This is a genomic window from Microbispora hainanensis (assembly GCF_006874475.1).
Lineage (GTDB): Bacteria > Actinomycetota > Actinomycetes > Streptosporangiales > Streptosporangiaceae > Microbispora > Microbispora hainanensis.
On the sequence record NZ_VIRM01000036.1, the window covers coordinates 1 to 20,625 of the forward strand.

Sequence of the window (20,625 nt, forward strand, 5' to 3'; positions counted from 1 at the left end):
GCCGAAGGCGTCCCCATCCTGGTCATCACCGAGCCAGACGGCGAGGTCCGTAAGCTCCCTGCGGACCGAACTGTGATCGAGGCCGACAGGGAACGGCAAGGCTGACCTGCCAGCCGTCTGGCTCCCTTACGGTGAATAAGATCCGATCCCAGCATGACGATCCCCTGCTGGGAAGATGAGGGCCGACAACCCCGAAGGCGACGCACAGGATGTTATGGGCCAGAGGCCCAGTCTCCCGGAAGTACTGGCGGAGCTGGGTAGGGCAGGAACCGACTGATTATCGCGACCGACTGCTTATTGTGGAGGTGCGATGGTGTAGCCCTCTTCCCTAAGATAAGCGATGGCGGTGTCCATATCTCGCCGAATTGCCGCTTTTAGCTGCATTTGATGGAATCGACGCCGCCCAGGCTCGATCGCCTCGGCCCAGCCTGGTTTGGCGTCGGCGATGCCCTCGCGGGCTACAAACTCGATCACATCCTCCAGGCACCAACGGAATCGCCGATGTCCTGCAGGGAAGTGGAGACGATGCAGTCCTCGCTCGAGTAGGTTTCCGCCCCACTTCTCAAGGACAGAAGAGGCTCCATATACCTGTATGTGCGCTTCCGGATACCCGTCGGCCTTATTGCGTTCGTAGTCGAAGTGACACAAACGGTCCTCGCCCTCGGCGTCACCATACACGCCGACGAAGGTTGAGAGAACAGTTAGGTACTCTCCTTCCGGGTCGTAGCAGAACCGGAAGGAGAGGTCCATCCACGATCTTACGCGGCTGCCGCTTCTTCTGCGGAGCGGAAATGCTTGGCTGACTAGGCTGGACTTGGTCAGGCCCTTAGCCACGATGACAACGTTGTGGTCTTGCGGGGAGATGACTGCGGATAACTTGAGATTGTCGCAGATCGTGGCATTTAAGGTGCGTTGAACGTACTCGCCGAACTTGCGGGCTTCCTGTAGGAGCCGTGCCCGGTCAGTACTCTCGGACGAGGAGCCAGAGCTTCCGGTGCCGGAGCGAGTCGAAGCGCCGCTCTTTAGCCTGTCGAGCCAACTCATCATAGGTAACACCGAGTTCGTCCAGGGCCCGTTGCTTGGCTACCTCGTACTCCTCGGCTGTTAGCTCGATGACCTCCAGTCCTTCGGACTGCGCCTCTAGTTGGTGTAGTACGGCCATCCTGACCTCCTCTTAGACCCCCGTCGAGCCACGCGAATCGGTCTCCTGGTGTCAATGTAACCTCGATGTCCGACAGAAAACACGTGCGGGCGCCGCTATACGTTGATCACTCAACGGTGTTTCCGCTGGCCTCCGGCGCATGCAGGTAAGACGAGAGGCTAGTCCGACAGGTTGCCGGATGTTAAGTCACAGTAGTGACAAGATGGAGCTGCTGCGTCGTCACTCGTTAGCTATCCCGATGGTGTCGCTGGTAGGCCCCTTCGAGACACCTTGGAAGCAGGCTCGCCCCTAGACCAGCAGGGACGCGTGGAGACCGCGAGACTGAGTGCTGCGGCTCCTAGCCCAAGACCGCAGTTCCATGTGTCTAGTTCCATGATCGGATGCAAACTTTCCTTACTGAGTCAAGGGCGAGCCGCCTACGGCGGCCCGCCTCGCGCGCCGGTCGGCCAGCCAGCCGGGCGTGCGGCTCTTCGGCCGGTCCCGGCCGGCGCCGCCCACGCGCTCCCAGCCACCGAGACGGAACGCCAGACGATCGGAGACCACTGCGGCCAGGACGACGACCAGGGCGACGCGGTACAGCTCCCCAGACACCACGAAAAAGAGCCACAGGGGGCTCCGCCTAACCTTCCCCCAGCTCCGCGCCCGGAAGAGCGTGCTGCCGCCAGCCCACGGCCTACTACTCCTTCAATGGGACGTCGCTCCAGCGGAACCATGCGTCCTGTCCGCTGATGTGCAGGAGGAAGTCCGTTACCGGCCAGCCGTCCGGGGCGATCAACTTCACCTGGTCGCTGATGCGCGCATACACCGCTTCCCAGGCGTCGTAGTCAAGCTCGCCGTCTGCCTCGATGAGGGCGAGTTCCTCCACGAACAGCGGCTCCACAGCCGCATAGCCGGAACGGGCGACAAAGCGCCCCGACAACCAGGGGAAGTCACCTTCGTCCACCCGGATCTCGCCGAGGATCTCCCCACCACGACGCAGCTGCCAGACCTGCTCGACCACGCCCGGACGATACCGCGCACCTTCAAGCATGCGGGGGCTCCGCCCCCACACCCCCGGCCCTCCGATGGAGATGAGGTCGACAACTACCTGCGGGAGGTCTCGGAGATGAGCCGGAAAGGTACAAGTGGGAGGCGGTCATCTCCTCGCCGGTCACCCCGAAGGGATGCCAGACCGGCCGCCCAAGGTCAAGCCGTCGATGCCGGCAGGCCAACCAGTAAGCGCGGAAGGTCACCGGGAGGCATGTACACACGAACGACGGCTTGACCCCAGGCGTCCGGCCCAGCATGGCTACGCCTGCCCGACGAGGAGATGACCACCACGTCCGTTCCCGCTCGCCCAAGAGCAAGCTAAAAATCACCGCGCCACGGGGCCGCCGACAAGATCGGAGCTAACCCGGAAGGGTACGGGCATTTGACGAGCGGGTGAGCTGCTGCGTCCGCACTGTGGATATCGGAAATGGCGCGGCAAGTGTTTGCCGCCACCCACTGGATGGGCTCATTGGTGATCCGCCATAGGGCTTTTCGGCTCATCCACGGAATCCATAGGAACAGTAAGCACCTGCACACGGTGATTAGCCATCTCCCCGGTGGCCACGACCTCCGAGCAGAGGGCGCGCAGGGACTTCCAGAGCATGGCACCTTGGTAGTGCTCCAGGTCGGCAGGAACGTGGTCGAGCAGGCTGCGCGAACAAACGACGATGAGCCTGTCCTGTGCACGGGAGAACGCCACGTTGGACCTATTGAGGTCTAGGAGGAACTCAGCTGTTGACGCGATTGCGGAAGGATCGCTCGCGGTTCCCGAGACGAGCACGACTCGCCGTTCGCCTCCCTGAACTCGTTCGACCGTGTCGATAACGTCCACCGGTCCTGCCGGTACCGTGTGCTGGCTGAGCCTGCTGGTCAAAAGTGCCCGTTGAGCACGATGCGGTGTGATGACGGCGATGCTTCCAGGGCTCATAGGTGGCGCTTTGGCGAGGATCGACTCGATGATCTCGCCTTCCACCTCGTTAGCCTGCCGGGAAGCGTGTTCGTCATGGAGCACGAGGAAAAGCCCACTATCGCCCGCCCAAGCCGCAGCCAGCGGATCGCTGAGATCTGCTCCGGTGGCCATCGGTGCCGCGGACGGATCAGGTAGTGCGCGTGCGATGCCTTCGAGCTCGATCTGGTCGAGGCGGTACAGCCTGCTGATGAGGTCAACAATCAGGGGAGGCAGTCGGAATGTGTAGCTAAGAGCTGACTGGCGAACGCTCCGCGGCCCGATCCCAGGGTTCGAGGCGATCCTGCGCACGGCCTCGTAGGCGCTGGTGAAAGGCTGGTAGATAACAGTGGGAGGACGATCCTCGCGCTCCCAATCGTGGGCGAGGATGGGTGAGAGCTGCCTATGATCGCCGGCCAGGAGTATCTTCCCCTGTGGTTCCACCAGGCTCGCCAGGGCGAGAAAATGAGGGAAAACCATCATGCTCGCCTCATCGACAATTAGCAGGCGTGTTTGGAATCCGTCTCCGCGGTCCTTCCAAGGCCTGCGCTTGACGAGTTCCGTCGAGAGCTTGAGTAGCGCGGCCGTCGTCCCACCGAGAACCAGGATGCCACCCTTTGTATATTGGTTGATCTTCCTTGCCGACGATGTGGCCAGTATCTCCTCGATGCCATTTCCTGAAGGCGATTCGGGACGCTTCGTTACGACCTTTGCCACATGGACGATAGGCATCGATCGCCTAGCTGAGCGTGCATGTCTCGTGAAGTCAGGAATGACACCCTGGATCCGCTCAAGCAGGTTGTCAACCGCTGTATGAGTGGTCGCAGCAACCAGCACGATCGCACCGGTAGCCGGTAGTTGGCGCTGAATTCGCGTGAGTATCGCGACGGCGGTTGTCATGGTCTTTCCGGTTCCGGGCGGTCCTTGTAGGAGCTGCACTGTCGCGCCCAGGCCGTCTAGGATGGCCGTTCGCTGGTCGGTGGCGAGCGAGCCTCTGGGCAAGGCCAACCGAGAGAGCAACTCCTCGTCGTCCATCCTCTGGGCCTCGGGGATGGCAGGTGCCGCTGGCACGGCTGGTTGCGCTGGGTCGAACCACCCGACCACATGGCGCCCGACGCTAGAGGTAAGGCGGGCTTCAACGCGTCCCGCGACGAAGTCGGTAATGCTCTCATCAAGGGTCGCGGTTGCGAATCGGACTCCTGGCGGTCCTGCAATGCCACTCGGCACGATGTAGCGGTCCCCACCCCCAGAGCTTGGGAAGGGCTCTAGTTCGATCTCCCCTGTACTCCAGTCAATGCGCTTTATGACGCATGTCGACGCAATGCCGGTAAGCAGCTGACGAGGTGTCTGGCCGCGGTCAGGGTCGGAGGCACACGGTGCCACCCGCACAAAGTCATCCTCGCGATAGCGGCTTCGTACCGCCAAGGTGGGGAGGTCGACGTCGAATCCTGTGCAGTCAATACGTGCGGTCAGTTTCTTGCCGTCCGACATGACGTCAGCGAGCGGCAGCGTTCTGCCGGTAGGGACCCGTGCGGCAGGTGGGATCATGTGGTCTGAGAGCCACTGCGCGCCGCGGACCCAATGGTCCAGCCGGAGGAAGTCGATTGCTGCGGCAGACGCGTCGTCCACACCCAGGCTGAAGCGTTGGATTTCGTCGATGGCAACAGGCGGCTTCTCAATCTCGCGGTTCTTGAACGTGCAGCGCTCCTCGATCCACCGCAGTGCGTGGACGCGCGCCGTGAGATAGGTGCGCAGCCGCTGGGGCTGGCTAATTCTGTTGTAGCGATCAATCGCTTTGGCAACGTCGGCCTTCTTCTCGGTCGACGGGTCAGGGAGCGTTTGCCAGTATGCGCGCCAGTACGGAGCGGTCAGCGAATCGTGGAAGCGACTCCGGATCTCGAACTTGTGTTTACGTCCCTGGCCAGAACGGGCCCAACTGCCGTCGGGGTTGATATCGAGGTCAGTTTTGAAGTCGAAAATGTCTTGCTCAAGGTCTTGATCGAGCGAAACATCCTTGCCGCCCACCCGGCGTACCCAGTGATAACGATGGCCGAACCATCGCAGGGATGTTGCGACAACAAGACCACGACCCGTCCAACCGAGCGCGTATCGCCGATCGACTTCCTGTTGAAGGCTGGAGTAGATGAGTTGCTCAAGGCTCTCCCGGCACCCGAGAAGCTCCCGCAGGGCTCCCAAGAGTCGGGAGCTGGCTCGTGAGCACGCCTCGACGAGCTGGGTCATCTCCGACGGAGACCATACGTAGAAGTGAATCGATGCCTCTTCAGCGTCAGCGACCTGCGCCACGGCATCGATCAGCTCGCGGATGAAGTTTTCCAGCAACAATCTCTCGGCGCCGGTGTCCTCTTCGTAGCGCCCCGTCCATTCGGAGCTGACCACCTGGACGATCGTTGCCCCGCTCAGCGGGCGGACCTCATACGCTTGACGCCCCTCCGGATTTCTTTGCCCGTCGAGCTTTTTCCTCTCCTTAACCACAGGGTCCGGGCGTCGCTTCCCATCCGGTCCTTCGATCCATCCGGTATGTAGCTGTGCGTCGCTATTGGTGATGTGAGCAGTCAGGGCGCCAACTCGGTTTTCCGTGTAGTCATAGTCGACTGCGAGGTAGACCCGTACAAGTCGCTGCGCGTTCCTCTCGTGTTCTGGCAAGAGGCTCTGCGGTGAATGAGGTAGTGCCATTACCTCAAAGGTATCCTCGTCATCATCTCCGCCCGGAAGCGTTCGCCGCCGGGCCCGAGCGATCTCCACGAGCTGCGGCAGATGCTCGTCGAAGGCCTGATCTGATCGCAGCCTCGCGGCGACAGTCCCGCCGAGGTCCAGTTCGGCGAGGGCGTCGACATTTGGTACGCCGGCCTCACGCAAAGCCCGCGCGGTCGCCGGGCTGACTCCGAGGAGTTCGTGACGACGCAGCCGCGCGCTTTCCGGGAGACAATGGACGTCGAAGACGCAGCCATCGCACTTAGCGTCGAGTTGGTAATTGAGGTTTTCCAACTGCTGAGTGTGCAGAATTCGCGCCAGTTGGCCGTCAGGGGCGAGCAGGCGCCCGACGTCCGCACTTTCCATCTCCAGGTCGAATGGCGGGAGATCGAGAATTGCCTGGCTCTCGTTAGTCGTCTCGTCGATCCGCGCGACGACCGCCTCAACGTTGTCGGGACCCAGCACAGCCCCGCCGATCCTCAGCGGGGTCTGCGAGAGGAGTGCCCGGAGGAGTTCCCTGTAGATCGCCACCTGCAGACGCTGATAGGTCCGGTCGCGACGACTCGCCTTGCACTCGACGACCCGCAGGAGCGGTCGTCCAGAGCGCCACAGCAGTAGGAGGAAGTCAGCGCGCCCTTGCACGTGGAAAGCCCCGAGGTCGGCCTCAAGCTGCACCTCGCGCGCGTATGCCTGCTGCCCATCCCCAAGGCTGGATGCGGCGGCAGCGAAAGCTCGCCAGGACGGTGGGTCCTCATCGCCGTCAGGTGGCATAGCCGCAGGCACCAGGTGTAGCAGGCCAGCTTTATCAAGGGAGGCGCTCCACTCGTCTTCCCGCCGGCGTCCCTCCTGTTGAAGCACTGGGTCCAGAGTGTTGAAGAGCCGCTCAGCGAAGGGAAGCAGACGGGCTGCCCTCCGGTTGTCGAGGGACAACTTGAAGCGCCGCTCGCACGAGTGGTAGCGAACAAACTCCCCAATCTCGCTGACGCGAACAACTGGAAGACCTGATGCCCCCACACTCTTCCCTGACATGCTCTCCCCTGTGGACGTAGCTGGCGCGTCTGTCAATCATGGCCCCCAGGACCGACAAAGAGTGAACAAACGCGACGGTTACTGAGCTAGCCCCCCGTGGCGGCGTCAGCACATCAGACGTCGATGGCTGTCACGGGAGCCGGGCCCAGACCGGTGCCGGGATGGGCTTGCTTGGGGCCGATCATGTGCCGGTAACGCTCGGGGACCGGGGCTGGCTCGGCCGGGGGAGGAGGTGGGCATTCGCTCCGATGACGCAACAGGGTGGGTGGAGTCGCCCAGACCTGTCCTCGCTTGAGGAGTTGCGACACAACCTCACGTGCCATGACCTCAGCTAGGAGGGGCGGGGTGGCGTTGCCGACTTGCCTAATCTGGCTATTAAGTGTCCCGGTCAGAATCCACTCGTCAGGAAAGCTCTGCAGACGCATCCGCTCTCTAAGGGTGAGGGGACGGCTATCCCAGTGGAACGGCCCGGCAGCCGGGCCGGGGCTAGCGGGGAGTGTCCACGCTGGACGGTCCTTGGCGAGCTTGAGTAGGAACGACCAATAGCGTGTTCGATAGCCAAAGACTTCTTCGCCACCGCCTCGAGCGGTAAGGTACTGATAATTCTCGCCTTCGGGAATGCAGGGCAGCAGGTCCGCCCAGGCGCCCAGCGGTGTCGGTAGGTGATCCTCGCGCAGGTCTCCGATCGCGTCCCAAGCCCGGATGGGAAAGTCGGCATGTGTTGGATCAGGGTGCTTGAAGCCCCGACCATCGCGAGAAGCCACGGCGATGATGCGCCGTCTGTGCTGAGGCACCCCATAGTCAGCCGCGTCGACTACCAGTGCCGACAAGCGATACCTAGTCCTGTTCTCGTTGTTGATCTGAGTAAGTCGCTCTTCTATGAACGGCCGGGCGGACACCTGGCCATGGAGGAAGCCAGCGACATTCTCGATCAGAAGTACACGCGGTAAGAATCGTTCTAACAGGTCGAGCATCGCTAGAATTGTGTTCGCTCGTGCATCGTCCATACCACGTCGGCCGGAACGTGCCCACTGTCCGGCTGTTGAGAAGGGCTGACAGGGCGGACCGCCGGCGAGCACGTCAAGTTCTCGGCGCCTGAGGCCCAGGTCACGCGGCCGGAGTGTGACGGCGGCATCGATGATGTCGGCCGTGTCCAGCAGCTTCCATCCCGGTCGGTTAACTTCCAGTGTGCGTAGGCAGTCCGTGTCCTTCTCGACGCACCCGATCGTCCCAAGTCCAGCAGCCTCCAGGCCGAGGTCGAGACCTCCTGCCCCGGTGAAGATCGACAGCACCGTACCGTTGTCCCTCGTGGCATCTTGGCCACCCACTGCGCCGCCTTCCTCTCTAGAAGCGTGTGTGTGGAAGTCTGTGCGTGCGGTTGATCTCCCCGCACCCTCAGAGCTCAACGGTTTCCCGGTCAAATGTCAAGCTCAGCCGCCCAGGCCGATCTGCAAGTTCGGGGTGGAACCATCCGACTTCACTCGGCCAACCTGCTCGATCACCTGCTGTGATGGTTGGCAGCATGCATTGACACGAGGCACGATGGTTGAGACAGGGAACATTGATCACCCGAAGGAGGGAAGTGAGGGCTACTCCTCCACAAGATTCCTGGGCTACCTCTAGCTCTGTTCGAAAGGTGATGCAGGGCAACCGTCGCCGAGATACTCGCCCCGAATTGGCTGTAAGGCGGGCCGTGCACGCCTGCGGTCTCCGGTACCGGGTCGACACCCGCCCCCTCAACACGATCCGTAGCACCGCCGACCTCGTCTTCTCTCGCGCCCGGGTCGCGGTGTTCATTGACGGATGCTTCTGGCACGGCTGTCCCGAGCATCACCGCCCACCCGTTAGTAATTCTGCTTACTGGTCTGCGAAAATCGAGCGAAACAAGAACAGGGACCGAGAGGTCGACCAGGCTCTCAAGGCAGCTGGATGGATCCCGATACGCATCTGGGAGCACGAGGCTATCCAGTCGGCCGTGGAACGGGTCCTGGAAGCTGTGCGTGGCTGCCAACGCAATGCTTTGTGAGAGTCTCACGAAGTGGAGCCGTCGCATACGGTGATGTCAGCTTGGTCAGGATCTTGCGAGCACGCTCCACCCCAGCTCCTGGATGCGTAACCGGGCAATTTGCTGAACCTCGAAAGCGGCCACGTCATGGCCCACGAACCGGTTCACTGCAAGCTGAGGCCCAAGTGAGGGCCGGCACGGACGAGATAACCGCACCGCTCTTAAACCTCAAGGTCATCAGAACCGTCTCGCGGAGGAGGCTCCTGTGCTGCTCATACGATGCATCTCGTGAAGCGGCTTGCGCTCTTTGACTTGGACAACACCCTTGTGAACCTCTACGAAGCCTTCCACCTTTGGGCCGCAGAGTTCGTTGACGAGCACGGCCTCAGCCGCGAGGCGGTTGACTGGTTGATCGCTCTGGATCAGGCGGGCTACCCGCATCGTGCGGTGTTTTTCACCAAGGTGCGCGAGCGTTTCGCCCTTTCGGAGTCGGTTGAGGAGCTGTGGGGCAGCTACCGGAAGCGCATGCCGTACCTCGTCCGCTGTCGGCCCGAAGTGATGGATAGGCTTTCGCGACTCCGCATGTCCGGCTGGAAAGTAGCCATCGTCACCAACGGGACCGCTGACAACCAGTTCGGGAAGATCCAGCAGACAGGGTTGGCCGAGGCCGTCGACGCCTACGCCCTCTCAGGCATCGAGGGCATTCGTAAGCCAGACCGCAGGCTGTTCGAGATCGCTGCCAAACGGTGTGGCATGACTCTCGACGCCGGGGGCTGGATGATCGGAGACAACCTCATCGCTGACATCGCCGGCGGACGCGCGGCCGGACTTCACACGATCTGGGTCGACCGGGGAACATGGCCCGGTCATGAGCATCAGGCGGACCACGTTGTTACCGACGTGCTCCAGGCGATGGAGATCCTCAGCGCAGAGCGGTGATTTGCTAACGCGGATGCTAACAACAACCTTGGACGCTCCTGGACGGCCGTGGACTGAGGGGCCATGCCGAGGCCACGCGATCAGGGGCGGAGGACGAGCCTGGACGGCACTGGACGGTCGTGATCTAACTCGTAATGAAGTATTCGAGTTGCGGCCGTGGCGATCCGCTCACTTCTGCGACCGGCGCCTCGCAGATCGCTCTCCAGCTTCGCCTGAGGTTGTCCGAATCCGTTCGTGTGCCGCGCCGGGAAGGAAAGACAGGCCCCGATCTTCCTAGCAAGGCCAGTCAGTCGACGCCGCCGACGTCAGCGGCGGCGCTCTGCCAAGATCAGCACATGCGATTAGCCGCGATACTTCTGGCGGCGGTGCTACTCCTCAGCGACAGCTCTGGCATGTTGAGACCGACGTTTGAAGAAGACGCCGCACAAGCCGTCTCGACCTGGCGGACCAGCGGGGCCGCGGAGATCTGGCGCAAAGGTTTCGTCCCGCTCGAAGACCTGAGCATGATGTCGCGGAAGGTGAGCGAGCAGATCAACAATGAGTACGGCTGGGTCGTGGCCGGCCCGCTGCCCGCTCCGCCGGCCGAGGCGCAGATCCGCTGGGACGGCGGATCAACGATGCGGGTGCCCGTGATCGGGCCGCGAGAGGCGATGTTGGCGCTGTCCCCCTACCCCGACGAGAACATCTTCCCTGACGACGAGGAGTACAAGCTGACCGGCGCCGCCTTCACGACCACGCGGCTGAAGACCACACGCGGCATGGCGACCGTACCGGCCTGGAGGCTGTACTTCTCCAACCTCGCTGGCCCCATCGACCACGTCGCGGTCGATCAGAAGGCGATCGGGACCATCGAAGACGCCGTCGGCGACCACCTGGCAGCCGACGTCACGGACTTCGGGGTGCTCGACGAACACATACTGCTGGTGAAGTACGAATACGGCTTCTGCATCGGTGAAGAACCGCCCGACGTCACCCTGCGAGCCAGCGAGAAGCCAGATGTGGTGGTCCTAGGACTCCAGTTGCCCTTCCAGGGTTACGGCACCTGTGTCGGAGGCGAGGCCGAGCGCAGCCAGGGCGTCGTCAGGCTCGACCAGCCGCTGGGCGATCGCGTAGTGCTGGACGAACGGAGCAGGCTCCCCGTTCTATGCCGACGTACGCAGAACACATGCCACGCTGGGCACGGGTGACGGCGATTTGCAGCAGCTCCGATCTCCCCTGAGGGGCTGTGCTGCTCGTACGATGCGAGCTGTGCAGCGGCTCGCGCTCTTTGACCTAGACAACACCCTCGTCAACCTGGACGAAGCTTTCCGGGTGTGGGCTGCGGAGTTTGCAAACGATCGTGGCCTGGACCATGAAGCTGTTGGATGATTAATCTCTCTGGACCAGGCTGGCTACCCAGGAGGCGTTTTTCGCCCAGGTCCGCGAGCACTTCAACCTTTCCGAGCCAGCCGAGGAGCTGTGGGGACGCTACCGGAAGCGCATGCCGTACCTCGTCCGCTGTCGACCTGAGGTGATCGACGGATTGTCGCGGCTTCGCGCGGCCAGCTGGAAGGTGGCCGTCGTCACCAACGGGACCGCGGACAACCAGTTCGGCAAGATCCAGCAGACCGGATTGGCCGAGGCGGTGGACAGCTTCACACTCTCCGGTGTCGAGGGCATTCGGAAGCCCGACCGAGGGCTGTTCGAGATCGCTGCAAGGCGGTGTGGGATGAGCATCCACGCGGGAGGCCGGATGATCGGAGACAACCTCGTCGCCGACGTCGCCGGCGCAGCCGGGGCACGGCCAGGTCGATCGACCCGGCCCGGGTGTCCCACGGCCGGCTGCGGTAGCCGTTGCGGGTGTTGACCCGCTGGTCGGACACCTCGCCGTAGCCGGCACCGCAGATCTGCTCGACCTCGGCGTCCATCATCCGCTGGGCGAACTCCCGGATCATCGTGCGCAGCAGGTCCGGGCTCGCCGCGGCCAGGGTGTCTTCGAAGTACTCCCCGGCAGCGGGCACAATGTCATTGACGGCCACTTCGTCCCCTTCGTGTTGATGTGAGCGAATCGAAGGATTACGAAGTGGCCGTCTCATGTCACATCGATCTCACCCGCACCAACCGCAGGGCTTGATCACCCGCACACCATCTCCCCGGACGCGAACACGCCGGCCAGGAGCAACATGGATGCGTATGGCAGAGGTTCAGCCGGAGAGTTGGCGGAGTTTCGCCGCAAACCGGGTGAATCCGCGCATCTTGCAGTCACTGACCCTGGTCGGTGGCGCAGCTCACGGGAGACGGCGCGGGCCAGGTGATCGGCTGCTCCTGCCGGTACTGTTCCAGGTCGATCACGTTGCCGCTGAGCGCGTTGCGCCGCTGGAGTTCTGCCCAGTACTCCGGATCCAGGAAGATCGCAGGGTTCCACAGCGACTGCGTCAGGTCCGTCGGCTGCCCCAGGTACAGCACGGCGTCGGCCAGCTTCCCCAACGGGACGCCGCACAGCCGCGGCGCGTCCATGAACTCGCCCGCGTCGGTGGATTCCAGCCACGTGCCCCGGCACGGGATCACGGTGCGCCGGGGACAGGTTGTCAGGCGGGGATGGCTGCCGGCCACGATCACGTAGACGTGCTGGCCGGTCTGTTCCTCGATCAGTGGAACTCCGTGGTCGGCGTTCTGCCCTGGTGCCGGCGAGTGCATCACATGCCCGCTGCCGTAGCAGATCAGTGCCCGGCGTCCCTTGGCGAGCACTTCCCGCTCCACCACTGACGCCATGTGGGCATCACGTTGGTCGAGAAAGTCATCCACCTGGTCTTGTGTGGTGATGCGGGACCAGTCGATCGGCGGGTCCCCGAGCAGCACCCGGATCCTTCGCTCTGGGGGCAGCGTCCAGTTGACGGCCCGCACAGTCCGGAAGAACTGTTCACGGATCGGCTGGTCGCCGGTGGCCCCGGGCGACTGCGTGGTGTTCCGCCAGACCTGCCGCAACACCGGGTCATCGACCGCCCCGCCGGCGACGAACCTGTCCATGGTGGGCTGGTGCAGCGCGTTGCCGAACTCGACGACGATGTCGTCGACCACCTGCGGCAACCGCGGATCGGCGAGCAGCATCTGCTGCGCGTCACCGTGTTCCTGCTGACCGTGTGACTCACCGATCGCAACGAGCTGGTGGCGCTTGAAGGCCGCCAGCACCGCCCGGGTGAGGTCCGGTGTGGCCGCATCGGTGCTGGCGGTCGAGCTGGTCGTCAGCAGTCCACCGGCCGCTGCACTGGCACCGGTGACGGCCAGGAACCTACGCCGCGTCAACTGTGGATCTTCCACGTCCGGTCCTTTCCGAATGAGAATTTCGCTCGTGTGATGGAGGCTGTTCCGGGATGGTTGTACGGCACGGCCGGTGTCAGCCGGGTGTCGGCCGCTGACACCCGGCTGACACCCGATCCCTGGCATCGTGAGCAGTGCGGTCGCCGCCTACCGAGCGCGGTAGACGGGACGGCACCAACCCACCGGCGAAAAGAGGACGGTCGTGCGCGTTCTGGTCGTCGAAGACTTCGAGATTCTGGCGAGGGCGATCGGGGCCGGGTTGCGCCGCGAGGGCATGGCGGTGGACGTCGTTCTCGACGGCGACGACGCTCTGGCCCACCTGGCGGCCACCCGATACGACGTGGTGGTGCTGGACCGCGACCTGCCCGGCACACCCGGCGACGACGTGTGCCGTGACATCGCCGCCGGTGGCGCCGGGTCGCGCGTGTTGATGCTCACCGCCGCAGGCACCGTGCGAGACCGGGTCGAGGGCCTGGGCTTGGGCGCCGACGACTACCTGCCCAAACCGTTCGACTTCGCCGAACTCGTCGCCCGCGTGCGCGCGCTGGGGCGCCGCTCGACGCCCGCCGTACCTCCGATCCTCGAGGCGGAAGATCTGACCCTGGACCCGAGCCGGCGGGTGGCCTTTCGTGGCGGGCGACGCATGATGCTGACCCCGAAGGAGTTCGCCCTGCTGGAATGCCTGCTCGCCGCCGGTGACCGGGTTGTGTCCACGGAGGAGTTGCTGGAACGGGTCTGGGACGAAGCCGCTGACCCGTTCACCACGGCCGTCAAGACGACGGTGCACCGGTTGCGGGCCAAACTCGGCGAACCGCCGGTGATCGAAACCGTCCGCGAGGGCGGCTACCGGATCGGAGTCCCGCGATGAATCCCGCATCGCACCTGACGGTGACCGGCCGTGCCCGGCGTCACCTGCGCAGGCCGTCCCTGCGCGTGCAGCTCACGGCGCTGTACGCCGGCCTGGTTCTGGCCGTGGCCGTGCCGATGCTGCTGGTCGCCGGCTTCCTCTTCGGGAGAGGTCGGACCCGCCTCCAGGCGGGGGATGCCGTCCTTCCGCCCGACACGGCCACCCAGCAGGTCGACGCCGCGCTCGCGACCGTCGCGGTCATCGTCGTGGTCCTTACCGTGCCGGCCGCGTGGTGGCTGGCCGGACGCTTCCTCCGCCCGCTGCGCGCCATGACCGCGACCGCCCAGGAGATCTCCGCCACCAACCTCAACCGGCGGCTCGGCCTGCACGGCCCGGACGATGAGCTGACCAAGCTGGGGCGCACCCTCGACGACCTGTTCGAGCGGCTGGACTCCTCGTTCGCAGCGCAGCGTCACTTCGTGGCCAACGCCTCGCACGAGCTGCGCACCCCGCTGGCCGGTCAGCGCGCCGTACTCCAGGTCGCGCTCGCGGACCCCTGCGCGAGCGAGGCGAGCCTGCGAGCCGCGTGCGAGGAAGCGCTCAGTCTCGGAGAACGGCAGGAACGGTTGATCGACGCCCTGCTCACGCTGGCGGAAGGCCAGAAGGGTATCGAGCACTGGGAAGTGGTCGACCTGGCTGATGTCACCAACCGGGTGATGACGTCGCGCGGTGCAAAGGCCAGCCGGCGATCCATTACGGTTCAGGCATCGCTGGACCCTGCACCGCTGAGCGGTGACCCCCACCTCATCGCCAGCATGATCGGCAATCTGGTCGACAACGCGCTCCGCCACAATGTTCCCGACGGGCACGTCACCATCACCACCGAACTCACGAACGGTCACGCGCGCCTGTCGATCGGCAACACCGGCCCAACCATCCGATCGCAGGACGTACGGCGGCTGTTCCAACCGTTCCAGCGACTCGGTACGGAACGAACCCACACCGCCGACGGCCACGGACTGGGCCTGGTCATCGTGCAGGCCGTCGCCGAAGCACACGGCGCGCAGTTGACCGCCCATCCACGCCCCGAGGGGGGCTTGGACATGACGGTACTGTTCGACTGACGCCCGCCGAAGACGTCCGCCGACACCGACGTCCTGAGGGCTCAGGCTGTGACAATCACTCACTTCGCCACCCGTCGTACGTGGACGGGGCGATCGCCGCCAAGGCCCTCCTTCGTGGCGTCTTGCCACTGGTCACAGTGGTTGCCGTGACGGGCCGAGGTCTCTCCACTCGTCCCGGCCGGTATTGAACCATCCGGCCTTCTCCGCCGGCTTGACTCTGATCATGAGGCAGACCCGATGGGAACGCGGAGGGCCACCCGGAAGCCGCCGCCCGGCAGCGGGCCGGACTCCATCGTGCCGCCCTCGGCCGCGATGCGCTCGGACAGGCCGTTCAGGCCGTTGCCGGGAACGTGCTTCCCCTTGGCCCGGCCGTTGTCGCGGACCTCCAGCACCGCGTCGTCGCCGTCGCGTCCCACCTCGATGACGCAGCGGGAGGCGCGTGCGTGGCGGACGAGGTTGGTGACCGATTCGCGCACCGCCCAGCCGAACACGCCGTCGGCCGCCTCCGGCAGGGGCGCGCCCGCCATCCGCACCGTCGTGTCCACTCCGGCCGCTGCGAGGACCGTCCGCGCGCCGTCCAGTTCCTCGCTCAGGTCACGCCGCCGGTAGCCGGAGATCGCCTCGCGCACGTCCGCCAGCGACGACCGGGCCACCGACTCGATGTCGCCGATCTCGGTGATGGCGCGGGCCAGGTCCCGGTCGGCCAGCCGCCGCGCCAGCTCGCTCTTCAGCACGATCAGCGACATGCTGTGGCCGAGCAGGTCGTGCAGGTCGCGGGCGATGCGCAACCGCTCGTCGGCGGCGGCGAGCCGGGCGACCTCGCCGCGAGCCTCGCGCAGCTGCACCACCAGCGTCCGCGAGTGCCGGAGCGCGACCATCATCATCCCGAGCGCCAGCAGCACCAGAGCGAATCCGCCGATCATCGTGGCCGGGGCGCCGAGCAGCATCCCGTCCACGGCTACGACGGCCGTCGACCCCAGCACCCCGTACGAGGCCCACCGCGGCGGCAGCGACATCGCCAGCACGTATGCCAGGTAGATCGGCAGACCCAGCCAGTCGAGCCCGAACAGCGGCGGCAGCCCTGCCGCCAGCAGCGCGAACGTCACCAGCACCGTCACCGACCGCACCGTGTACGGGTCGTCCCATCTCCACCGTACGAACGCCGCCGCGTAGTACATCAGCGCGAACACCACCATGGCCGCCAGGCCCAGCCAGCGCCGCGTTCCCTCGTAATGGGCCACCGCCACCCCGACCGGGGTCAGGAACAGCAGCCCGAACGACATCCAGAAGGCCCGTTGCAGGAGCTGGGGGCCTTCGACGTCGCCCCGGAAAAGTCGGTTCATCAGGCCGTAACGCTAGCGTGCCGGTGGGCGGCGACGCTGTCACAGCGGGTGGCGCAGCCCGTCCAGCACGAGGGTGATGACGTCGTCGGCCGCGGCCCGCCAATCGGGGCGGTCATGGGCCGCGCCGATGCCGTGCAGCGCCATCATCACGGCGCCGGCGCCCACGTCGTCGCGAACGGCGCCGTCCTGCGCGGCGGCGGCCAGCAGGTCGGTGACGGCCTGTTCCAGTGCTCGGGTGCCCTCGGCGAGGGCACCCGAGCGATCGGCCATGAGCGTGGACAGCGTCCGGGCCAGGCCCTCGTGGGCGTCTATGTGCTCGACCATGCCGCGTAGGAAGGTCGCCAGAGCCTCCGCCGGGGGCAGCGCGGCCTGGAGCTGCCGGGCGCGGTCGCACAGCGCGGCGACCTCCCCGTGGTAGACCGCCTCGGCCAGTGCCTCCCGCGTGGGGAAGTGGCGATAGAGCGTGCCGGTGCCCACTCCGGCCAGGCGTGCGAAGTCGTCGAAGCGTAGGTCGAAGAAGTCGCCGGCGTCGAAGACCTCTCGTGCCTTGGCGATCAGGACATCGCGGTTGCGTCGGGCGTCGGCCCGCAGCGGCTTGTGGGCGGTCATGCGCTCCCTCGCGTTGACAAAGTGGAGATGACCTCCATATTTTTCAAAGTGGAGATTGTCTCCAGATCATACCCCGCGAGGTGCAGCGTGAAGATCCTGATGTTCGGCCGGGGCGTGATCGCCACCGTGTACGGCTGGGCCCTGCAACAGGCGGGACATGACGTCGAGTTCTACGTCCGGCCGGGCCGTGCGGCGACGTACGGAGACGCGGTGGACCTCGACCTGATCGATATGCGGCGCCGGGTGTGGGGGCGGCGCGTCGTCGAGAGGTGGCCGGTGCGCTATCGCGAGGCGCTGGAGCCGGACCACGACTTCGACTTGATCGTGCTCAGCGTGCCGCACCATCGCCTCCCGGAGGCGACGGCCTTCCTGTCCCCGCGTGTCGGCCAGGCCACGGTGCTGGTCTTCGGCAACATCTGGGCCGAGCCGCTGTCCGCGATCGGCACACTCCCCGTCGACCGGGTCGCCTGGGGCTTTCCCCAGGCCGGTGGCGGTTTCGGCGCGGACGGCGTGCTCCGTGGGGCGCTGCTGCCGTCGGTCGTCTTCGGCACCCTCGGCCCGCCCCCGACCGACCGGGAGCGGGCCGTGCGCCAGGCGTTTCGCGAGGCCGGGCTCCGGATCAAGGAGCGGCCTGACTTCCGCGGCTGGCTGTGGGTCCATTTCGTGTCGGATGCCGGCCTGTTCTCACAGGGCCTGCGGCTGGGTTCCCTGTCCAAGCTGGCCGGGGCGACGCGCGACCTGCGCGAGGGGCTGCTGGCCGGTCGCGAGCTTCTGCCGCTCATCGAGGCGCGCGGCGTCGACCTGCGGCGTCAGAGGGGCGGTGTGCTGCTGTTCCGTGTGCCCACCTGGCTGACCGCCCCGCTGCTCGCCTGGGTGACCGCTCATTTCGCGCCCCTACGGGCGAATTTCGCCGCGCACTCCGACCCCGAGGCCGAGGAGCCGCGTGAGGTGTGCCGGGACACCCTGGCCGAAGCACGCCGATTGGGCATCTCGGTGCCGCGGCTGGAAGCGGCGAAACCATACTTTTCCCGCGAGGCGACCGGTCGAGGTTGATTTCACCGATGTCGTCGGTCCCGGTGGTCCATAGCCGGCTCCTCGATCCGCCGCTTCCGGAGCCGAACGCGTCGCACCGGTCGACCGACCGCCGTTCACAGGCCGGCCGGGTCTTTCCCGCCCCGCGCTGACCGGTCGGCAACGGCATGCCGCGGCGCCCGGGAAGGGCAGGCCCTCCCCGCGGGCCCGGACGCGATTCACTCGCGGTCAAGGCGTGGCGGGAAGGGCCGTGTGGTGGGAAGCGCCGTGTGGTGGGAAGCGCCGTGTGGTGGGAAGGGCCTGCCGTCGATGTGGTCGCCGGATCAGCCGGTGATGCTGGCCTCACCGGTCTCGAGGTGGCCGACGAACCGCTGCGACCAGCCCCCGTCGATGTCGACCGTGACCGTCACGTCGTACCAGCCGTCGCTTTCCTTCACCGGGTTCACCGTCCACGCCTCCTTGCCGTGCGCGTTGACCTTCACGGTGTGCGGCTTGCCGGAGATGTAGTTGTTGTGGGTGATCGTGAACGTCACGCGGGTGTTGCCGTTGTTGCGCAGCCAGAGCTTCAGCTTCGGGTTCTTCGTCGACTTGCCGTCGTAGTAGTCCGCCTCGACGACGAGGTCCTTGCCCGCCGTGGCGACGTCGCCGGCGAATCGGCGCAGGAAACGGTTCGGGCCGATGACGGTGATGTCGTACGCGGTGTCGCCGGCGGAGGAGCCCACGGCGCCGGTGCCGGACACGGTCGACTCCGCGGCGACCGTGTACTGGCCCGGGAACGCGGCCGGATACTGCGCCAGCGACGGGATCCCGGCGCGGTTGTTGTACACGGAGAAGTGGCTCGCCTTGGTCACGAACGGGGCCTCGTTGCTGAACGTCAGGTTCGCCACGGTGCCGGACGGCCCGCCGGTGAACCCGGTCAGGTTGGCGTTCGGCTGGTACGGCAGCGGCCGCGCCCGCTTGGTGCCCTCCTCCTGCGTCGGCATCGTGTTGTCGCCCGGCAGCGGGGTGTACCGCGTCTCGGGGATGAGCGGCCCGGTCTCGGGCAGGTCGGGCATGCCGTAAACGGGCTTCTCGAAGTCGAAGGCGTACGTCAGGTCGCCGCAGACCTTGCGCCGCCAGTCGCTGATGTTGGGCGAGATGGCGGGCTTGCCGAGCGCGCTGGTCCACTTCTCGATGAACTGGATGACCGAGGTGTGGTCGGAGACCTCCGAGGTCACCCAGCCGCCGCGGGTCCAGGGCGAGACGAGGATGAGCGGCACGCGGAAGCCGAGCCCGACGGGGAGTGGCTCGGTGACGCCGTACGCGGCCATGGTGCCGGAGACGAACTCGTCCGCCTCGCCCGGCCCCGGCACGGGCGGCGGGACGTGGTCGAACTGACCGTCGTTCTCGTCGTAGTTGATCATCACCACGGTCGAGTCGAACACGTCGGGGTCGGCGTTGAGGGCCTCGAGCACGCCGCGGAGGAAGTACGCGCCGTTGCTGGGCGCCGTGACCGGGTGCTCGGAGAAGAACTGGTTGTTCACGATCCAGTTCACCTGCGGCAGGGTGCCCCCGAGCACGTCGGCGCGGATCGCGGCGATGAGGTTGTCGGCGTTGCCCGACAGCCCGGTGACCGGCTCGGGGACGTTCTTCACGCCGTTGTCGTAGAAGACGTCGCCCGGTGCGGCCGTCCCGCCCTGGGTGGGGTCGAGTTTGCCGAAGGTGTTGAAATACTCCAGGCCGTTGTCGCCGTAGTCGTCGGCGCACTGGTAGACCCGCCAGCTGACGCCCGCCTTCTGGAGCGTCTCGGCGTAGGACTCCCAGGGCAGGAACTTGCCGCGCTCGTCGCCGCCGTCGTACGCGGTGAAGCTGCCGTGCTTGTGGTCGGCGTTGATCGTTCCGCCCCACAGGAAGGTGCGGTTGGGCCCGGTGGCGCTGAGCACGGAGCAGTGGTAGGCGTCGCCGACCGTGTAGGCGTCGGCGAGGGCGTAGTGGAACGGCAGGTCACGGCGGTCCAGGTAGCCCAGCGTGGTCGGGCCGCCCTTGGCGTAGTACCAGCCGTTCATGAGGCCGCCGTACCAGGCGCCGTGCTGGTCGGTCCAACCGTGGCTGGTGCCGCCGTAGTTGGCGGCGCCGAGCTCGGCGCTCGGCGGGGTCGCCCCACTCCAGGTCTTGGCGCCGCTCAGCCGCCACGGGTACTGCGTCTCGGCCCCGTCGGTCAACGTCTTCGGCTGCTCCCAGACGGTCTTGCCACCGGGGAGCACGATGGTCGAGCGGTCACCGAAACCGCGCACGCCCTTCATCGCGCCGAAGTAGTGATCGAAGCTGCGGTTCTCCTGCATGATCACGATGACGTGCTTGACGTCACGGATGTCGCCGTACGGCTTGGGCGGGTGACCGGGCTTCTTCTGCGGGGTGGCCGCGGCGGCGCTCGCGCCGGGCAACGCGGCGCCGACGGCGGCCGCTCCTGTTACGGCAGCGGCAGTGCCGAGGAAGTTTCTGCGGGACAGTTCAGGCATGGCTTCAGACCTTCACGTGCGGAATGTGGCCGCACGACGCTAACCGCGAGATC

Annotated in this window: 17 protein-coding genes and 1 pseudogene; 7 read left to right on the forward strand and 11 right to left on the reverse strand. The window is 65.5% G+C overall.

Annotation, left to right across the window (positions count from 1 at the left end):
* Positions 1–294 precede the first annotated feature (294 nt).
* The 6 genes from FLX08_RS25835 to FLX08_RS25860 form a co-directional block, all read right to left on the reverse strand.
* Positions 295–750 (reverse strand): hypothetical protein, encoded by a 456-nt coding sequence (locus FLX08_RS25835; protein WP_142622252.1) that lies wholly within the window; start codon positions 748–750, stop codon positions 295–297.
* A 211-nt stretch (positions 751–961) separates the two neighbouring features.
* Positions 962–1,162, reverse strand: coding sequence for a hypothetical protein (locus FLX08_RS25840; RefSeq protein ID WP_142622254.1), 201 nt, complete (start codon positions 1,160–1,162; stop codon positions 962–964).
* A 393-nt stretch (positions 1,163–1,555) separates the two neighbouring features.
* Complete coding sequence (locus tag FLX08_RS25845) at positions 1,556–1,753, reverse strand: hypothetical protein (protein ID WP_142622256.1); 198 nt, start codon at positions 1,751–1,753, stop codon at positions 1,556–1,558.
* Positions 1,754–1,838: 85 nt separating this feature from the next.
* Positions 1,839–2,162 (reverse strand): hypothetical protein, encoded by a 324-nt coding sequence (locus tag FLX08_RS25850; RefSeq protein ID WP_208761658.1) that lies wholly within the window; start codon positions 2,160–2,162, stop codon positions 1,839–1,841.
* 495 nt (positions 2,163–2,657) lie between these two features.
* Complete coding sequence (locus FLX08_RS25855) at positions 2,658–6,878, reverse strand: bifunctional RecB family nuclease/DEAD/DEAH box helicase (RefSeq protein WP_142622260.1); 4,221 nt, start codon at positions 6,876–6,878, stop codon at positions 2,658–2,660.
* Positions 6,879–6,991: 113 nt separating this feature from the next.
* Positions 6,992–8,170 carry a DNA cytosine methyltransferase gene (locus FLX08_RS25860; RefSeq protein WP_167530569.1) on the reverse strand — a complete coding sequence of 393 codons (1,179 nt, stop codon included), beginning with the start codon at positions 8,168–8,170 and terminating at the stop codon, positions 6,992–6,994.
* A 290-nt stretch (positions 8,171–8,460) separates the two neighbouring features.
* Between FLX08_RS25860 and FLX08_RS25865 the strand changes: the two genes are divergently transcribed.
* The 4 genes from FLX08_RS25865 (at position 8,461) to FLX08_RS25880 (ending at position 11,668) form a co-directional block, all read left to right on the forward strand.
* Positions 8,461–8,904 carry a very short patch repair endonuclease gene (locus FLX08_RS25865; RefSeq protein ID WP_280117132.1) on the forward strand — a complete coding sequence of 148 codons (444 nt, stop codon included), beginning with the start codon at positions 8,461–8,463 and terminating at the stop codon, positions 8,902–8,904.
* A gap of 258 nt (positions 8,905–9,162) precedes the next feature.
* Positions 9,163–9,822 carry an HAD family hydrolase gene (locus tag FLX08_RS25870; protein ID WP_167530570.1) on the forward strand — a complete coding sequence of 220 codons (660 nt, stop codon included), beginning with the start codon at positions 9,163–9,165 and terminating at the stop codon, positions 9,820–9,822.
* Positions 9,823–9,956: 134 nt separating this feature from the next.
* A complete protein-coding gene (locus tag FLX08_RS25875; RefSeq protein WP_142622266.1) occupies positions 9,957–11,009 on the forward strand; it encodes a hypothetical protein in 1,053 nt (350 codons plus the stop codon).
* A gap of 269 nt (positions 11,010–11,278) precedes the next feature.
* Positions 11,279–11,668 carry an HAD family hydrolase gene (locus FLX08_RS25880; protein WP_244312897.1) on the forward strand — a complete coding sequence of 130 codons (390 nt, stop codon included), beginning with the start codon at positions 11,279–11,281 and terminating at the stop codon, positions 11,666–11,668.
* On the opposite strand, the pseudogene FLX08_RS43460 reads toward FLX08_RS25880, so the two are convergent.
* Positions 11,586–11,825 (reverse strand): annotated as a pseudogene (locus FLX08_RS43460) (transposase); the annotation flags it as partial. The gene FLX08_RS25880 and the pseudogene FLX08_RS43460 overlap by 83 nt on opposite strands.
* 238 nt (positions 11,826–12,063) lie before the next feature.
* Complete coding sequence (locus FLX08_RS25890) at positions 12,064–13,119, reverse strand: ChaN family lipoprotein (RefSeq protein ID WP_142622268.1); 1,056 nt, start codon at positions 13,117–13,119, stop codon at positions 12,064–12,066.
* A 202-nt stretch (positions 13,120–13,321) separates the two neighbouring features.
* Between FLX08_RS25890 and FLX08_RS25895 the strand changes: the two genes are divergently transcribed.
* Entirely contained in the window at positions 13,322–13,987 is a 666-nt protein-coding gene (locus FLX08_RS25895) for a response regulator transcription factor (protein ID WP_142622270.1), read from the forward strand.
* The gene (locus tag FLX08_RS25900; RefSeq protein ID WP_142622272.1) at positions 13,984–15,090 is read left to right on the forward strand and encodes a sensor histidine kinase; all 1,107 of its coding nucleotides are present in this window, start codon (positions 13,984–13,986) and stop codon (positions 15,088–15,090) included. Before FLX08_RS25895 ends, FLX08_RS25900 begins: the two co-directional genes overlap by 4 nt.
* A gap of 221 nt (positions 15,091–15,311) precedes the next feature.
* Here FLX08_RS25900 and FLX08_RS25905 read toward each other — a convergent pair whose 3' ends face one another.
* Both FLX08_RS25905 and FLX08_RS25910 read right to left on the reverse strand, forming a co-directional pair.
* Complete coding sequence (locus FLX08_RS25905) at positions 15,312–16,433, reverse strand: sensor histidine kinase (protein ID WP_142622274.1); 1,122 nt, start codon at positions 16,431–16,433, stop codon at positions 15,312–15,314.
* 39 nt (positions 16,434–16,472) lie between these two features.
* Positions 16,473–17,042: a TetR/AcrR family transcriptional regulator gene (locus FLX08_RS25910; RefSeq protein ID WP_142622276.1), complete on the reverse strand. Its 570-nt coding sequence runs from the start codon at positions 17,040–17,042 to the stop codon at positions 16,473–16,475.
* Between the two features lie 87 nt (positions 17,043–17,129).
* Between FLX08_RS25910 and FLX08_RS25915 the strand changes: the two genes are divergently transcribed.
* Entirely contained in the window at positions 17,130–18,095 is a 966-nt protein-coding gene (locus FLX08_RS25915; RefSeq protein WP_142622278.1) for a ketopantoate reductase family protein, read from the forward strand.
* Between the two features lie 302 nt (positions 18,096–18,397).
* Here FLX08_RS25915 and FLX08_RS25920 read toward each other — a convergent pair whose 3' ends face one another.
* Positions 18,398–20,572 carry a phosphocholine-specific phospholipase C gene (locus FLX08_RS25920; RefSeq protein WP_142622280.1) on the reverse strand — a complete coding sequence of 725 codons (2,175 nt, stop codon included), beginning with the start codon at positions 20,570–20,572 and terminating at the stop codon, positions 18,398–18,400.
* Positions 20,573–20,625: the final 53 nt, after the last annotated feature.

Excerpts from the sequence above, each read along its gene's own strand:
- FLX08_RS25855 (WP_142622260.1), bottom strand. The coding sequence starts at position 6,878 with ATGTCAGGGAAGAGTGTGGGGGCATCAGGTCTTCCAGTTGTTCGCGTC.
- FLX08_RS25835 (WP_142622252.1), bottom strand. The coding sequence starts at position 750 with ATGGACCTCTCCTTCCGGTTCTGCTACGACCCGGAAGGAGAGTACCTA.
- FLX08_RS25875 (WP_142622266.1), top strand. The coding sequence starts at position 9,957 with ATGAAGTATTCGAGTTGCGGCCGTGGCGATCCGCTCACTTCTGCGACC.
- FLX08_RS25870 (WP_167530570.1), top strand. The coding sequence starts at position 9,163 with ATGCATCTCGTGAAGCGGCTTGCGCTCTTTGACTTGGACAACACCCTT.
- FLX08_RS25840 (WP_142622254.1), bottom strand. The coding sequence starts at position 1,162 with ATGGCCGTACTACACCAACTAGAGGCGCAGTCCGAAGGACTGGAGGTC.
- FLX08_RS25900 (WP_142622272.1), top strand. The coding sequence starts at position 13,984 with ATGAATCCCGCATCGCACCTGACGGTGACCGGCCGTGCCCGGCGTCAC.
- FLX08_RS25920 (WP_142622280.1), bottom strand. The coding sequence starts at position 20,572 with ATGCCTGAACTGTCCCGCAGAAACTTCCTCGGCACTGCCGCTGCCGTA.
- FLX08_RS25905 (WP_142622274.1), bottom strand. The coding sequence starts at position 16,433 with ATGAACCGACTTTTCCGGGGCGACGTCGAAGGCCCCCAGCTCCTGCAA.
- FLX08_RS25910 (WP_142622276.1), bottom strand. The coding sequence starts at position 17,042 with ATGACCGCCCACAAGCCGCTGCGGGCCGACGCCCGACGCAACCGCGAT.